At 29.5% G+C, this 14,113-nt stretch carries 18 protein-coding genes; 9 read left to right on the forward strand and 9 right to left on the reverse strand.

Translation table 11 applies throughout. From position 1 onward, the window contains the following. Positions 1 to 9 precede the first annotated feature (9 nt). Together N2251_RS04010 and N2251_RS04015 are read right to left on the reverse strand one after the other, a co-directional pair. Positions 10 to 576 carry a YdeI/OmpD-associated family protein gene (locus tag N2251_RS04010; RefSeq protein ID WP_260585424.1) on the reverse strand — a complete coding sequence of 189 codons (567 nt, stop codon included), beginning with the start codon at positions 574 to 576 and terminating at the stop codon, positions 10 to 12. A gap of 154 nt (positions 577 to 730) precedes the next feature. Next, positions 731 to 1,078, reverse strand: a complete 348-nt coding sequence (locus tag N2251_RS04015; RefSeq protein ID WP_260585425.1) for a DUF6249 domain-containing protein — start codon at positions 1,076 to 1,078, stop codon at positions 731 to 733. A 167-nt stretch (positions 1,079 to 1,245) separates the two neighbouring features. Between N2251_RS04015 and N2251_RS04020 the strand changes: the two genes are divergently transcribed. Then, positions 1,246 to 1,803 carry an RNA polymerase sigma factor gene (locus N2251_RS04020; RefSeq protein ID WP_312025086.1) on the forward strand — a complete coding sequence of 186 codons (558 nt, stop codon included), beginning with the start codon at positions 1,246 to 1,248 and terminating at the stop codon, positions 1,801 to 1,803. Then, positions 1,790 to 2,197, forward strand: a complete 408-nt coding sequence (locus tag N2251_RS04025; RefSeq protein WP_260585426.1) for a hypothetical protein — start codon at positions 1,790 to 1,792, stop codon at positions 2,195 to 2,197. Before N2251_RS04020 ends, N2251_RS04025 begins: the two co-directional genes overlap by 14 nt. Here the strand turns inward: N2251_RS04025 and N2251_RS04030 are convergent. The 4 genes from N2251_RS04030 to meaB form a co-directional block, all read right to left on the reverse strand. Beyond that, positions 2,194 to 3,366: a nuclear transport factor 2 family protein gene (locus N2251_RS04030; protein ID WP_260585427.1), complete on the reverse strand. Its 1,173-nt coding sequence runs from the start codon at positions 3,364 to 3,366 to the stop codon at positions 2,194 to 2,196. The genes N2251_RS04025 and N2251_RS04030 overlap by 4 nt on opposite strands. A gap of 106 nt (positions 3,367 to 3,472) precedes the next feature. Then, positions 3,473 to 4,189 (reverse strand): hypothetical protein, encoded by a 717-nt coding sequence (locus tag N2251_RS04035; protein WP_260585428.1) that lies wholly within the window; start codon positions 4,187 to 4,189, stop codon positions 3,473 to 3,475. A gap of 84 nt (positions 4,190 to 4,273) precedes the next feature. Continuing rightward, entirely contained in the window at positions 4,274 to 4,615 is a 342-nt protein-coding gene (locus N2251_RS04040) for a tRNA-binding protein (protein WP_260585429.1), read from the reverse strand. After that, positions 4,602 to 5,684 (reverse strand): methylmalonyl Co-A mutase-associated GTPase MeaB, encoded by a 1,083-nt coding sequence (meaB, locus tag N2251_RS04045; protein ID WP_376740997.1) that lies wholly within the window; start codon positions 5,682 to 5,684, stop codon positions 4,602 to 4,604. Before meaB ends, N2251_RS04040 begins: the two co-directional genes overlap by 14 nt. 102 nt (positions 5,685 to 5,786) lie before the next feature. On the opposite strand from meaB, the gene N2251_RS04050 reads away from it, so the two are divergent. The 6 genes from N2251_RS04050 (at position 5,787) to lgt (ending at position 11,110) form a co-directional block, all read left to right on the forward strand. Continuing rightward, positions 5,787 to 6,338 carry an RNA polymerase sigma factor gene (locus tag N2251_RS04050; RefSeq protein WP_260585431.1) on the forward strand — a complete coding sequence of 184 codons (552 nt, stop codon included), beginning with the start codon at positions 5,787 to 5,789 and terminating at the stop codon, positions 6,336 to 6,338. Beyond that, positions 6,331 to 6,897, forward strand: a complete 567-nt coding sequence (locus N2251_RS04055) for a hypothetical protein (protein WP_260585432.1) — start codon at positions 6,331 to 6,333, stop codon at positions 6,895 to 6,897. Before N2251_RS04050 ends, N2251_RS04055 begins: the two co-directional genes overlap by 8 nt. Then, a complete protein-coding gene (locus N2251_RS04060; RefSeq protein ID WP_260585433.1) occupies positions 6,878 to 8,365 on the forward strand; it encodes a hypothetical protein in 1,488 nt (495 codons plus the stop codon). The genes N2251_RS04055 and N2251_RS04060 overlap by 20 nt, the downstream gene beginning before the upstream one ends. 113 nt (positions 8,366 to 8,478) lie before the next feature. Next, positions 8,479 to 9,960, forward strand: coding sequence for a cysteine--tRNA ligase (gene cysS, locus N2251_RS04065; protein ID WP_260585434.1), 1,482 nt, complete (start codon positions 8,479 to 8,481; stop codon positions 9,958 to 9,960). Then, entirely contained in the window at positions 9,961 to 10,194 is a 234-nt protein-coding gene (gene yidD, locus N2251_RS04070; protein ID WP_068705109.1) for a membrane protein insertion efficiency factor YidD, read from the forward strand. It abuts the gene before it with no gap. Between the two features lie 88 nt (positions 10,195 to 10,282). Beyond that, a complete protein-coding gene (gene lgt, locus N2251_RS04075; RefSeq protein WP_260585435.1) occupies positions 10,283 to 11,110 on the forward strand; it encodes a prolipoprotein diacylglyceryl transferase in 828 nt (275 codons plus the stop codon). 86 nt (positions 11,111 to 11,196) lie between these two features. On the opposite strand, the gene N2251_RS04080 is transcribed toward lgt, so the two are convergent. From N2251_RS04080 to fumC, 3 genes are all read right to left on the reverse strand, one after another. Beyond that, complete coding sequence (locus tag N2251_RS04080) at positions 11,197 to 11,562, reverse strand: hypothetical protein (protein WP_260585436.1); 366 nt, start codon at positions 11,560 to 11,562, stop codon at positions 11,197 to 11,199. Between the two features lie 189 nt (positions 11,563 to 11,751). After that, positions 11,752 to 12,225: a nucleoside deaminase gene (locus N2251_RS04085; RefSeq protein ID WP_260585437.1), complete on the reverse strand. Its 474-nt coding sequence runs from the start codon at positions 12,223 to 12,225 to the stop codon at positions 11,752 to 11,754. An 84-nt stretch (positions 12,226 to 12,309) separates the two neighbouring features. After that, positions 12,310 to 13,710: a class II fumarate hydratase gene (fumC, locus tag N2251_RS04090; protein ID WP_260585438.1), complete on the reverse strand. Its 1,401-nt coding sequence runs from the start codon at positions 13,708 to 13,710 to the stop codon at positions 12,310 to 12,312. Positions 13,711 to 13,857: 147 nt separating this feature from the next. Between fumC and N2251_RS04095 the strand changes: the two genes are divergently transcribed. After that, positions 13,858 to 14,031: a hypothetical protein gene (locus N2251_RS04095; protein WP_260585439.1), complete on the forward strand. Its 174-nt coding sequence runs from the start codon at positions 13,858 to 13,860 to the stop codon at positions 14,029 to 14,031. Positions 14,032 to 14,113 lie beyond the last annotated feature (82 nt).

Genomic DNA, 14,113 nt, shown 5'->3' on the forward strand with positions numbered 1-14,113 from the left:
TGTTTAATGTTATCTTGATTTTATATTTTTACTACAATATTCAATAATTTCTTTAATACGTTTTAAGCGTGTAGTTTCTCTTTTAGCTTGCAGTAACCAATACAAATAGTTTTTTTTATAACTAGGAGCAAAGTTTTTGTAGTTAAGAAAAGCAATTTCATTTTTATCAAATTCTGCTTGTAAATCTACCGGAATTATTAATTTATCAATAACATCTAAAGTATTCCATGAACCGTTTTGTTTTCCAATTTTAATAACTTCTAACCCGCTTTTGTGCATTAAATTATTAGCAATTAAATTTTCAATGTGTTTTTTATTTACGGCACTCCAAATACTTTTAGGTTTTCGTTTACAAAAATATTGTTTCCGTTTTCCGTTGCCTAAACTTTTTACAGTCGCATCTATCCAGCCAAAACAAAGAGCAACTTTAACTGCTTCTTCCCAGCGCATAGATTCCTCTATATTTTCAACCTTATAAAAGATTAAATATATTCCTTCGGATGAATTATGATTATCGAATAACCAATCCCGCCATTCTATATCATTTTTAAAATATAATTCAGGTTTCTCTAACACTATCTCATAATTTTTTAAAGGAAAGTACAAGGCTTTCAGTTCTGTGATTTTTTTCTGATTGAATTATATCAAAAAAACAAATGCCTAATTTACAAAACAAAAAAGAGAATGAAACAAAGTTTCATTCTCTTTTAAAATTGAATTGGTATATGGATTACTCGTTGTCTAACTTTTTAGTTAAGCTAAATCCTGTAAATAAACCTAAACCAGCCATTAAGAAAATCATTGCAGGGTAAATTGCTTCTTCTTGCATAGATGTGTAAGTATCGATTACTAACCCTAAGAAAATACCTAAGCCAATACCCATTAATAATAAAGCTAAGTTTAAAACGATGATTCTACCTGTTAATGTTGATTTTTTTCGTTCTCCTTGCATAAATATTTTTGCATCTACACCTTTTTCTATTAACGCTAAACGTTCTTTGTTACGTGTTGAATAGAATAAATAAAAGATTCCGAAAATTACTGCGAATAAGAACATAAATACAATTGCTACTTCCATATTTTAAAATTTAAATGATTATTTTTATTGTGTTTGCAAGTATGACTTTAGTTTTTAAATAAAGGTTACAAAAAAAATGAAAATAAATTTATTTTATAAATAGTGTAACCTTTTTTAATAGCATACAGTCTTAAGATAAAACAACTATTATCAACGATCAACTATACATAAACAAAGTTTTAAAAGGAGACACCAATGCTTTTGCTTTTTTAGTAGATAACTACAAGGCAATGGTTTTTACGTTGGCTTTAAAAATGCTAAAGAGTAGAGAAGAGGCCGAAGAAGTTTGCCAAGATACTTTTATAAAGGCTTATAAAAATTTAAGTAAGTTTAAAGGAGAATCGAAATTTTCTACTTGGCTATATAAAATTGGTTATAGAGCTTGTTTAGATAGTTTAAAAAAGAATAAAGAAAAATACAATACTGATACTATTAACGAAGTAACTATTAATAAAATATCGAGTACCGAGAGTATTTTAGATGGAATAGAACGTAAAGAACGCGCTCTAGTAATTAATAAATGTATGTTAAGTTTGCCTGAAGATGAACGCACCGTTTTATGGATGTTTTATTTTCAGGAATTAAGTTTAAAAGAGATAATTGAAATTACCGATTTTTCTGAAGCAAATGTAAAAGTTAAATTGCACAGGGCTAGAAAAAGGTTGTTAGGTATAGTAAAACAAAATGTAGAACCCGAATTAATTGAACATTATGGGAGAAAATAAACATATTAAAGAATTAGATGCTTTTACTAAAAAGTATATTAAAGAAATAGATATAGAGTCACCATCAGCTGATTTTACAGCTAATTTAATGGGAATTCTTAAGAAAGAAAATGCTAAAATTTATAAACCTACTCCGTTAATTTCTAATAAAATGTGGAGTGTTTTAGTGATGTTTTTAGTTGGTAGTATTTTGTATGTTTCAAAAGGAACTTCAGTTACTTGGATGAAAATGCCAAAGATAGATTTGTCTTATATGTCATCAATTGAAATGCCAAACTTGTTTGGAAACATTACAGTATCCAATACAATGTTATATGCTTGTTTCTTTTTTACATTGATGATCTTTTTTCAAGTACATTTTTTAAAAAATCATTTTACGAAAAACTTAAATTAACGAAGAAATCTTACTTCACTTATCTTATTGTTTTTAATGGTGTAAATGGCAACAGCTTTAAAAGTACTACCATTAGCTGTAACTAATTCTTCATCTATAATTGTATTCCCTTTTACAATTCTACTAACAATTTTACAATGTAAGTCAGCTGTGTTTTTAAACATTGGAGTGTATCTTTTTCGCATTTCATCAATACCTTCATAATTTAATTCGTTAGGAAATGTATATATTTTCACATTCTTAGCATAGGGTTTTAAAAATGCATTAATGTCTCTTTTATTATAAGCTTCTAATTGTTGTTGAGCTAAAATTTTTGGAAAGTTTTCTGCTACTAAAGCCAGTTTTGTTCCTTTTTTATTTACAATAATTCTTGAAATATTATTTATGTTTTCATCTTTAAATTGATAAAAATACGTCCAGCTATTATTTGAAGGTGAAAATTGTATAATATTTTGTTTATTAGAAAGTAACAAGTTTCCATTAGGTAACCAGCACATGTCTTGCATTTTATTTATTTCTGTAATTTTTTTAATTTCTTTGCTAATCGGGTTTAATGACCAAATTTGCCACCCTTTTTGACCTTTTTTTATAAAACTTATTAAATTAGAATTTGGAATTTTATGAATGGATCTTCCTGTTTCTTTTGTAATTGAAGTATTGGTTTTCTTTTTTAAATCACTTATAAAAAGCTCTAAAGTATCATTTACAATCACAGACGATATTAAAGTGTTTTTATCATACCAAAATGGATAAGCAATAACTAAATTTTTAATCAGTGTTTTGTTTTTTTGGGTAACTTCATCGTATTCATAAAAACGCTGTAAGCCATCATCATCTAATCTTACCGCAGAAATAGTATTAGATTCAGGAATTCTTTGAGGTGAATATTCACTTCCGTTTATACTGTTGTTTAAAAAATATTTTTTCTTAGTATTTGTATTATACTTAACAATATCTGTTTGTTTTTTTCTTGTTGATACAAATATTAATGTAGTATCATTATAAAAATGAGGTTGATTGTCATAGCCTAAATTTTTAGAAATATTTTCTCCATTCGTAACTTCCCATTTGTCATTTTTTTGTTCAATATCAAACAAGTAAACTTCAGTATGAATTTGACTTATCATAGTTGATGATATCAATAATAAAAGAATGGTTATTTTTTTCATGGTATTGTTTTTGATTACAAACAAATATACCAAAAAAGAAAACAGTTTAAATTTTATGAATTTAAACTGTTTTTATTATTTAGTTAAAGGTTAAAACTAAGTTTTATTATTCGTCAAAAAAGAAATTATGAATATCAATTATATCTCCTCTACCCATTTGTACAAGATTTTTTGTTTCTTTTAAAAATATACCTAAAGATCTTTCATTATATACTAGCTTTAAATCATTTGAATAGTCAGTCACAACATACATATCTCCTTTTAATTTGTAAAAAGGAATAACTAGTTTACTTTTTACTTTTACACCTTTATTTACAACTTTACCTTCTTTTAATGTTTTTTTAAGTGTTTCTTCATCGTTTTCGCTAGAAGACACCTTTACATACGACACCATCATATTCATCCATTCTTTAGTGTCAATTAAAAACCATTTCACTTTATCAAAATCAATTCCATATTGATTAATCCATCCCTGACTTGTAAAACCAAATAAAACTTGTTTTTTTCCATTGAGATCAGGTTTATTAGCAGGAGTAAACTCTTGAATTTTATAAGTAATAACAGAGGTAGACGACATGTCTTTTAATTTTTTACCATTAAAAGAAAGCGTTTTTAAAGAAAAACTAGTTAATTCAGGGTTATTTGATAATATCCATTGAGTAGCTGTTAACTCAGCTCTTTCCTCCATTTGTTTAACAGCGGCAATTCCGGCACCAATAGCAACTAATGCACCTGCTGCAGCTATTGCTCCATTATTTTGAGAATTTATATTTTGTGGTAATAAATAAATTAAAGCAGTAAGTAAGATAAAAATTTTTTTCATGTTTTTTTATTTAAAGTTAGTTATGAATATAAAAGGTATTTAATTGTTAGGTCATTTCTAGGTAAGAAAGATAAAGAAATAAACCTATCCAATTCTTGTTCCGTTTTTTACAGGTTTATCAGACGATAATAAAGTAACTTCTTTATCAATTCCTAAACCTCCTAATACTAAACATTCACTCATAATATTAGCTATTTGTTTTTTAGGAAAATTAACAACTGCAATAATTTGTTTACCTATTAATTCATCCGTAGTATATAATTTAGTGATTTGTGCCGAGGTTTTTTTTATCCCAAAGTCGCCAAAATCGATTTGCAATTTATACGCAGGATTTTTAACTTCTTTAAAAATATCCGCAGAAAGTATGGTGCCAATTCGCATTTCTACTTTTTCAAAATCGCTCCAAGTTAATTTATTCTGTTCCATAATTGATGTTTAGTAAGCGTTGCGCAGCAGTAAACGGAGTTGTTTTTCCTTTTTTTAAATTAAGTACTTCGTTTTTAAGTAATTCTTTAATTTTTGGGTTGTTATAAAAATTACTTTTTAATTGCTGATTGATAGTTTCAAGTAACCAATAATTGTTTTGTTCGTTACGTTTCTGCTGAAAACAACCGTTGTTTTTTAAAGTGCTAATATAATTTTGAATCATTAAAAAAATGTCGTCCACACCTTTTTGATGCAAAGCACTAGCTAGTAAAACTTTCGGTTGCCAACCACTATCTTTTGGCGGATATAAATGCAATGCTCGGTTAAATTCAACTTTAGCAATTTTAGCATTTTTTTCGTTTCCGCTATCTGCTTTGTTAATAACAATAGCATCTGCCATTTCAATAATTCCGCGTTTAATACCTTGTAATTCATCGCCTGCGCCTGCTAATTTCAGTAATAAAAAAAAGTCGGTCATAGAGTGTACAGCAGTTTCAGATTGCCCAACCCCAACGGTTTCAATAATAATGGTATCAAAACCAGCAGCTTCACATAAAATAATCGATTCTCTAGTTTTTTGAGCAACTCCACCCAATGAAGTTCCCGAAGGAGAAGGCCTGATAAACGCATTTTTATCGGTAACTAATTCTTCCATCCGTGTTTTGTCACCTAAAATACTTCCTTTATTTACAGAACTACTTGGGTCTACAGCTAAAACGGCGACTTTTTTACCTACCGAAGTTAAGTGTTTACCAAAAGCTTCAATAAAAGTACTTTTACCAACGCCAGGAACACCAGTAATACCTATTCTAATAGATTTGTTGGCGTGTGGCAAACAAGCTTCAATAATTTCGGTAGCTTGTTTTTGATGCTTGGTATTGGTGCTTTCAACCAAAGTAATAGCTTTGCTTAAAAACGGAATGTTACCCGCCAATATTTGTGTAATATATTCTTGGGTAGTTGTTTTTTTTCTTCGGCTGAATTTTATTTTTTCTGCGGATGATTTACTGGTAGTTTCTGGTTGAGAAACCCCGTCTTTTTCGGTAAGAGCAGATTTTTTTTTATCAATCATTATAGAGTAAAAACTAAATATTAAGTAAATTTAAAAATAAAAAGTAAGCAAACTGCAACGAAGTATAAAAAGTATCGTCTTTAGTATAAGAAATCAATAATGAAATTAACCAAACAGTTACATCAACCTATAATAGATGGTTGTAAAAATAATGATGCAAAGGCACAAATGCAATTGTATGATTTGTATTACAAAGCGATGCTTTTAGTTGCTGTTCGTTTTGTAAATGATACATTTATTGCTGAAGACATAATGCAAGAAGCTTTTATAAAGGCCTTTAAAAATATAAATTCATATACCGAAGAAGTTGCATTTGGTGCTTGGTTAAAACGAATTGTTATAAACCAAAGTATCGATTTTTTAAAGAAGAAAAAGTTGGATTTAGTTTTGATAAATGAAGAAACAAATATACTTATAGATGATGACGATGACTGGAGTGTGTCGAATACAATTACGTATCAAGAAATTGTAAACTGTATTCAAAAATTAAAAGATAAATACAGCGTAGTATTAACCTTGTTTTTGCTAGAAGGATATGATCATAAAGAAATTTCAGAAATATTAGGGATTTCAGAAGTAACCTCAAGAACTCATTTATTAAGAGGTAAAAAGAAAGTGCAAGAACAATTAAAAAATGTACACTATGTCTAAAGATATTAGAGAAGTATTAAAAAATAAGGACAAAAAAAATGTTGAAATATCAACAAACCACAGGCAGCGTTTTCAAGATAGGTTAATGAAAGAATTACATGAAAAACCATCTGTTAAAAAATCATATCAATGGCTGTATGTTGCAGCTTCAATAGTTTTATTGGTAAGTTTAGGAGTTCGATTTTACCCAACCAATACAATTGAAACACCTATAAAAGAAATACCAGAAGAATATAAAAATAATATAAGTTTAGGTACTATTTCGCCCGAGTTAAAAACGGTTGAGTCATATTATGTAAATACCATAAACTACGAATTAAGTCAGTTAGAATTAACAGACGATACGAAAGAATTTTTTGATGGTTATTTTGCCGAAATAGGCGAGTTAACCAAAGAATATAAAACCTTAACCCGAGAGCTCAATACAAAAGGGATTAATGATAATACTATCAATGCATTGATTGGAAACCTGCAAATGCGTTTACAGCTGTTAAAACGCATGCAAAAACAATTAAAAGAACTTAAAAATCCAACTCAAAATGATATTCAAAATATTTAAAATAGCCGTTTTTTCATTATTAACAACAGGTGTTGTTTTTGCTCAGAAATACGATAAAAAATTTAGTGAAAATTTTACAACCAATAAAGATGTTGTTGTAAAAATAAATGCCTCAAATGCTGATATTGATGTAACTACATGGAATAAAAATCAAGTATCTATAGAAGCTGTTATTGAAGTAGAAGGGCTTGATAAAAAAGCCGCAGAAAAGTATTTTAAAAACTGGCAATTTGAAGCTTTAGGGAATAAGAATAAAGTACAAATTAATGCAAGCACAAATAATTTTCATTCGTTTGATAATAATAATTTTGTATTTTTTAATTCCTCTAAAAATAACTTACCAAAAGTTTATCAATACGGTACAAACGATAATGTTATTGTAATACCAGAGATTCCTGAAATGCCAGAAATACCAGAAATTGAAATACCAGAAATTAATTTTGAAGAAATTGTTACAGGCTTAGAAAACATTGAATTTGATTTTGATAAATACACGAAAGATGGTAAAAACTACTTTTTTCAATGGAAAGATGGTGTAAATGACATCACCATAAAATCTAAAAAAGAATGGGAAAAATTTAAGAAAACAAAAAAATATAAAAAGTTTAAAGAAACGCAGGAACAAAGACAGAAAAAACTAAAAAAAGAGCTTAAAAAACTTGAAGCGAATCGTGTTAAACATGATAAAGAGCTAAAAAGAGAATTGGCAAGAGCAAGAGCAGAAATAAAAAAAATAAATAGAGAAGAAATAAAACGAGAATTAGCTAACGCAAAAAAAGAAATACACAGTGCTAAAAAAGAACTAAAAAAAGTACATGCTAATTATATGTTTTTTTCTAAAAATGGTGAATTTACAATTGATGGAAAGAAAGTAAAAATAACCAAGAAAATTATTATTAAAGTACCCAAAAATGCAAAGTTCGATTTAAATACACGTCACTGTAAAGTTAAATTACCAAAAACAAAAGCATCTGGAAAAGTAAGTTATGGTACTTTTAAAGCTGATAATTTAAGCGAGAGTCACTTAAACCTATCGTTTTCGCCTGTAACCATCAATTCATTAAATAAGAGTACTTTGTTTTTAAATAACGTAACCGATGCTAATTTAGCATCGGTTACCAATACCAAAATAAGTTCAACTTCGTCAGAAGTTGTTCTTGTTAACGTTTATAATGATGTAGAGGTAAATAGTAAATTTGGAGGTTTAAAAATCAATAAAATTCATCCAAATTATCATACTTTTAAAGTTGATTTAAATTCATCAGAAGCTTTGATTAATATAGCTAATATTAATAAAAAATTAGCCTATGTTATAGAAGGTAAAGCTAGAAATTATCCTAATAAACCAGTAATAAAATTTTCGGTTAACGATTCTAAAAAAGAAGTAAATGGTAATTTTAGTATCTCAACAGAAGACAATATGGTGAAAATCATTGGTAAATACAGTCAGTTAGTACTTCAAAAATAATAGATTGTAATAAAAAAATACCTTTTAAAATTTTATTACTTTCCTAATAAATTCCATTTCATTATTCCTTATAAAGTGCCTATCTTTAACATCTGTAAATAGCCACTTTTTCGATGAAATTATATAAAGAAAATCAATTAAAAGTATACAACTCTTTATCAAAAACTAAAGAGCCTTTTAAAACTGTAAACGACGGATATGTAGGGATGTACGTTTGTGGGCCTACGGTATATAGCAATGCCCATTTAGGAAACGTACGTACATTTATGTTTTTTGATGTGGTGTATCGTTATTTTCTACATTTAGGTTATAAAGTGCGCTATGTACGTAACATTACTGACGCTGGTCATTTAGAAAATGATGCAGATGAAGGAGAAGATAGAATTTCTAAAAAAGCACGTTTAGAAGAAATCGAACCAATGGAAGTAGTACAAAAGTATACTGTAGACTTTCATGATGTTTTAAAAAATTACAATTTTTTACCACCGAGTATAGAGCCTACCGCAACAGGTCATATTGTTGAACAAATTGAAATGATTAAAGAAATCATGGAAAAAGGTTTTGCATATGAAGTAAACGGTTCTGTATATTTTGATGTTTTAAAGTACAACGAAACTGGTAACTACGGAATCCTATCTGGTAGAAAAATAGAAGATGCAATTCACAATACACGAACTTTAGACGGACAGTCAGATAAGAAAAATCCACAAGATTTTGCCCTTTGGAAAAAAGCAGATGAGCGCCATATTATGCGTTGGCCTTCTCCTTGGAGTGATGGTTTTCCGGGGTGGCATTTAGAATGTTCAGTAATGAGTACAAAATATTTAGGAGAGCAATTTGATATTCATGGTGGTGGAATGGATTTAAAATTTCCACATCACGAATGTGAAATAGCACAATCTCAAACCTGTAGTGGTGTTACTCCAGTAAATTACTGGATGCATACCAATATGTTGTTGCTAAATAGCCAGAAAATGGCAAAATCAACTGGTAACTTTATTTTACCAAACGAAATTTTATCTGGTGAAAACGAAATTTTACCAAAAGCATTTTCAGCAAGTGTGGTACGTTTTTTTAATATGCAAGCTAATTACAGAAGTATTCTAGATTTTTCTGGCGAAGCTTTAGAAGCATCAGAAAAAGGACATGGCAAGTTAATGGATGCTGTAAATTTCTTAGATAAAATTGAAGCAGGAAATACTTCAACTTTTGATGTTCAGAAATGGAAGCAAGAATGTTATGCCGCCATGAATGATGATTTTAATACACCTGTATTAATTTCTCATTTATTTGAAGCTGTTAAAACTGTAAATCAGATAAAAGAACAAAAAGCAAGTTTAACTTCAAGTGATTTAGAGGAATTAATTGTAACAATAAAAGCTTTTGTTTTTGATGTTTTAGGATTGGTGAATGAAATAGCTGATGGAAATAATTCTGATAAATTAAGTGGAGTAGTAGAAATGCTAATTCAAATGCGAAAAGAAGCACGTGAAAACAAAGATTGGGCATTATCAGATGAAATCCGCGATAGATTATTAGCATTAGGTATTCAGCTAAAAGACGGAAAAGAAGGAACGAGTTTTTCTGTTAATTAATTGAAAAAAATACTCACATATCCGTTTATATTATTGGTGCGGTTTTATCAAACAGCCATTTCACCATTTACACCAGCAACATGCAGGTATTCGCCAACATGCTCTAGTTACACAATTGAAGCATTGCAAAAACATGGTTTGTTTTATGGCGGTTGGTTGGCAACAAAAAGAATATTTAGTTGTCATCCATGGGGTGGAAGCGGTTATGATCCTGTGCCAGAAAAAAAGAAATAGTAATCGTCATTACGAAGAAGAATGACGAAGTACTCTTTTTTTTAAGATTACTTTGTTATGTTCGGAAAGACAAATTAAATAAGAATAAATGAATTTTTTATCTATAGTATGGGATTTAGATCCTGAAATATTAAAAATTGGTAGTTTAGGTATTCGTTGGTACAGTTTAATGTTTGTAGCAGCCTTTGTATTGGGACTTCGTTTAATGAAGAAAATTTATATAAATGACAAGATCCCTGTTGAAAAACTAGATCCATTATTCATGTATGTGTTTGTAGCAATGCTAGTAGGAATGCGATTAGGAGATGTTTTCTTTTATAGCTGGGATTATTATCAGAATCATTTGTTAGAAATATTTTTACCAATGAAAGAAATGGCAGATGGATCATGGAAATTCACAGGATTTACTGGTTTTGCAAGTCATGGTGCAGCAATTGGTATTCCTGTAGCTTTATACTTTTATTCAAAAAAGCATTTACAAAAACCATGGTTATTTATTTTAGATAGATTAGGGATTATGGTTGCCTTAGCAGGATTTTTTATCCGTTTAGGAAACTTTTTTAACTCAGAGATTTATGGAAAACCAACAGGAAGTAGTTTCGGAGTAATTTTTAAAAGAGCAGGAGAAACGGTTCCTTCACACCCAACACAATTATACGAAGCATTTAGTTATTTAGCATTGTTTTTTGCTTTATGGTATTTTTACTGGAAAACAGATAAAAAGAACCAATCAGGATTTTTATTCGGATTATTTATGGTGGTTTTATGGTCGTTACGTTTCTTTATTGAGTTCTTAAAACAAGCACAAGTTCAAGGAAGAGAAGACTGGGTATTTAACTCATTAAACACCGGGCAAGTATTAAGTATTCCGTTAGTACTAATTGGTTTTTGGTTGATGTTCAGAAAAACTAAATAATTAGATTTTAGATACAAAAAAGCTCCAAGTTTTAAACTTGGAGCTTTTTATTTTAATATATATACAATCACTTAAATATAAATTATTTAATAGCTAAAAGATTTCTCAGACCATTTCCAACTATCAAAACGCCAAGATTTAATTTTGGCATAATTATCATTATTTAAGCCACCTCCATTAGAAGCTTTATTACTTGCTACAAAGCCAATATTAACATCTTTTCTTCTTGTTTTACCATTACTCCAGGTGCTAACTACATTAAAGACTTTAACGTATACATATTTTTTTCTTTTATTAACGGCACGAAAAGTAACACCATATTGATGTTGTTTATAATAAAGAGAAACTCCTTTACTTGATTCATGAAATGTGTAACCATCAACGTTCTGAGAGAAAGATATACTAATGGCTCCAAAAATAGTAATTACTAATAATAAAATTCTAGTTTTCATCTTGTATGATTTTATAATTAAATAGAATTTAAATTTATAAATAATTAATAACGAGAGCAATACCTAGAATTAGGTATTTTATAAAGAATTACTTAATATTAAATATTAGAACTTATATGTTTTAATTTAAAGATAAATTTTATCTTATTTATAAAAAAATCCCAAAGGTTAATTTGGGATTTTTTATTGCTAGTATTCAATTTTATCATTCTTTTCTGACCATTTTTCAAACGGTTCTAAAGCAATTTCACGTCCGACTTGTTCAAACGGAATACTTCTTTTTTCGTATGGTAACGGAATTTCTTTGTAAATAAATTCGTCATCAAAACCTATGTTAGCAGCATCTTGTTGGTTACTTCCGTAATATACTTTATCTGGTCTTGCCCAATAAATTGCACCTAAACACATAGGGCAAGGTTCGCAAGAAGTATATACGATACAACCATCTAACTGAAAAGAACCTAAGTTTTTACAAGCATCTCTAATTGCAGTAACTTCAGCATGCGCTGTAGGATCGTTTGTTGAGGTAACTTTATTATTACCACGACCAACAATTTCACCGTCTTTTACAACAATACAACCAAATGGCCCGCCCTCGTTATTACTCATTCCTTTTAAAGCTGCTTTTACAGCTTCGCTCATATATTCTTCGTGTTTGTTCATCTTCATTTCTTTAATATGATTAGTTATTTTAGCTAAAAAAAGCTGCAAATAATGCAGCTTTTTAGTGATTACAAAAGTAAGTTTTTATTTTAACCCGCCAGTCATGTTTTCAGGTTTTACCCATTCGTCATATTCAGCTTCAGTAACGTAGCCTAAACGAACAGCTTCTACTTTTAAAGTAGTTCCGTTTGCGTGTGCTGTGTTTGCTATTTCAGCAGCTTTATAATATCCTATTTTAGTATTTAAAGCAGTAACTAACATTAAAGAATTGTTTACTAACTCAGTAATTCTGCTGTGATTTGGTTCAATACCAGCAGCACAGTTAACATCAAAAGATACACAAGCATCTCCAATTAACTGAGCAGATTGTAATACGTTAGCCGCCATCATTGGTTTAAATACGTTTAATTCGTAATGTCCTTGTGTACCACCAATAGTTACCGCAACATCGTTACCCATAACTTGTGCACAAACCATAGTAATAGCTTCTGCTTGTGTAGGATTCACTTTTCCAGGCATAATAGAAGAACCAGGTTCGTTAGCAGGAATAATTAACTCTCCAATTCCACTACGTGGCCCTGAAGCCATCATACGAATATCGTTGGCTATTTTATTAATAGAAACCGCTAATTGCTTTAAAGATCCGTGTGTTTCAACAAAGGCATCGTGTGCAGCCAAGGCTTCAAATTTATTTTCAGCAGTAATAAAAGGCAATCCTGTAAATTCAGCAATATATTTTGCCACTAATACGTCGTAACCAGCAGGTGTGTTTAATCCTGTTCCAACAGCAGTTCCACCCAACGCTAATTGCGATAAATGCGCTAAAGAGTTTCTTAAAGCTTTTAAACCAAAGTTTAATTGTGCAACATAACCAGAAAATTCTTGACCTAAGGTTAGGGGAGTAGCATCCATTAAATGCGTACGTCCTATTTTTACAACATCTTTAAAAGCTTCAGATTTTGCTTGTAAAGTATCACGTAATTGCTCAACTCCAGGAATGGTTACTTCTACAATTTTTTGGTAAGCAGCAATGTGCATACCTGTAGGAAAAGTGTCGTTTGATGATTGCGATTTGTTTACATCATCATTTGGTTGAATGGTTTTTTCTCCTTCACCAATTACATTTCCAGCAATTTCATGAGCTCTGTTAGCAATAACTTCGTTACAATTCATGTTACTTTGTGTACCCGAACCTGTTTGCCAAATAACCAACGGAAATTGATCATCGTGTTTACCAGCTAAAATTTCATCACAAACTTGAGCTATTAAATCTCTTTTTTCATTTGATAAAACACCTAATTTGGCATTGGTATAGGCAGCAGCTTTTTTAAGATAAGCAAAGCCATATACTACTTCTAAAGGCATAGAGCCAGATGGCCCAATTTTAAAGTTGTTACGAGAACGTTCTGTTTGTGCTCCCCAATATTTATCGGCAGGAACTTCAACGTTCCCCATGGTGTCTTTTTCGATTCTGAACTTTGTCATTATAAAATGATTTAAAAGTATATATTTTAACTAAGTTTCAAAATTACAAATTCTTATAGTTTTTAGTGTCGATTTTTATGAGATTTTATTGGTTGAAAAGAAAAATAGTTATAATTTTGCATCACAACAATTATTAATAGGAAACAAATGTTAGATTTTTCAGAATTTTCAGGATTGGTATTATTCATGTTTATTTTTACAACCGGATTTTGGTTGTTAATTTTCTTATTAACATTTGTGGTTCCTTATTGGATCGGTGGTACAATTTTAGAGAACATAAAATTAAAGAGAGAAGCAAAAAGAGCTGCTGAAGGTAAGTAGTTTTTAAAATAAATATAAAAAAAAGCTCGTTCATTTATTTGAACGAGCTTTTTATTGTGTTTATAATTTTTTTGAAGCTGTT

Source organism: Tenacibaculum haliotis (genome assembly GCF_025215075.1).
GTDB classification, from domain to species: Bacteria; Bacteroidota; Bacteroidia; order Flavobacteriales; family Flavobacteriaceae; genus Polaribacter; species Polaribacter haliotis_B.

Coding starts and splice junctions, on each gene's coding strand:
- fumC (WP_260585438.1), bottom strand. CDS start 13,710: ATGACAAAGTTCAGAATCGAAAAAGACACCATGGGGAACGTTGAAGTT.
- N2251_RS04095 (WP_260585439.1), top strand. CDS start 13,858: ATGTTAGATTTTTCAGAATTTTCAGGATTGGTATTATTCATGTTTATT.
- N2251_RS04085 (WP_260585437.1), bottom strand. CDS start 12,225: ATGAACAAACACGAAGAATATATGAGCGAAGCTGTAAAAGCAGCTTTA.
- N2251_RS04030 (WP_260585427.1), bottom strand. CDS start 3,366: ATGAAAAAAATAACCATTCTTTTATTATTGATATCATCAACTATGATA.
- N2251_RS04055 (WP_260585432.1), top strand. CDS start 6,331: ATGTCTAAAGATATTAGAGAAGTATTAAAAAATAAGGACAAAAAAAAT.
- N2251_RS04060 (WP_260585433.1), top strand. CDS start 6,878: ATGATATTCAAAATATTTAAAATAGCCGTTTTTTCATTATTAACAACA.
- N2251_RS04080 (WP_260585436.1), bottom strand. CDS start 11,562: ATGAAAACTAGAATTTTATTATTAGTAATTACTATTTTTGGAGCCATT.
- lgt (WP_260585435.1), top strand. CDS start 10,283: ATGAATTTTTTATCTATAGTATGGGATTTAGATCCTGAAATATTAAAA.
- N2251_RS04050 (WP_260585431.1), top strand. CDS start 5,787: ATGAAATTAACCAAACAGTTACATCAACCTATAATAGATGGTTGTAAA.
- N2251_RS04025 (WP_260585426.1), top strand. CDS start 1,790: ATGGGAGAAAATAAACATATTAAAGAATTAGATGCTTTTACTAAAAAG.
- N2251_RS04040 (WP_260585429.1), bottom strand. CDS start 4,615: ATGGAACAGAATAAATTAACTTGGAGCGATTTTGAAAAAGTAGAAATG.
- cysS (WP_260585434.1), top strand. CDS start 8,479: ATGAAATTATATAAAGAAAATCAATTAAAAGTATACAACTCTTTATCA.
- N2251_RS04015 (WP_260585425.1), bottom strand. CDS start 1,078: ATGGAAGTAGCAATTGTATTTATGTTCTTATTCGCAGTAATTTTCGGA.
- N2251_RS04035 (WP_260585428.1), bottom strand. CDS start 4,189: ATGAAAAAAATTTTTATCTTACTTACTGCTTTAATTTATTTATTACCA.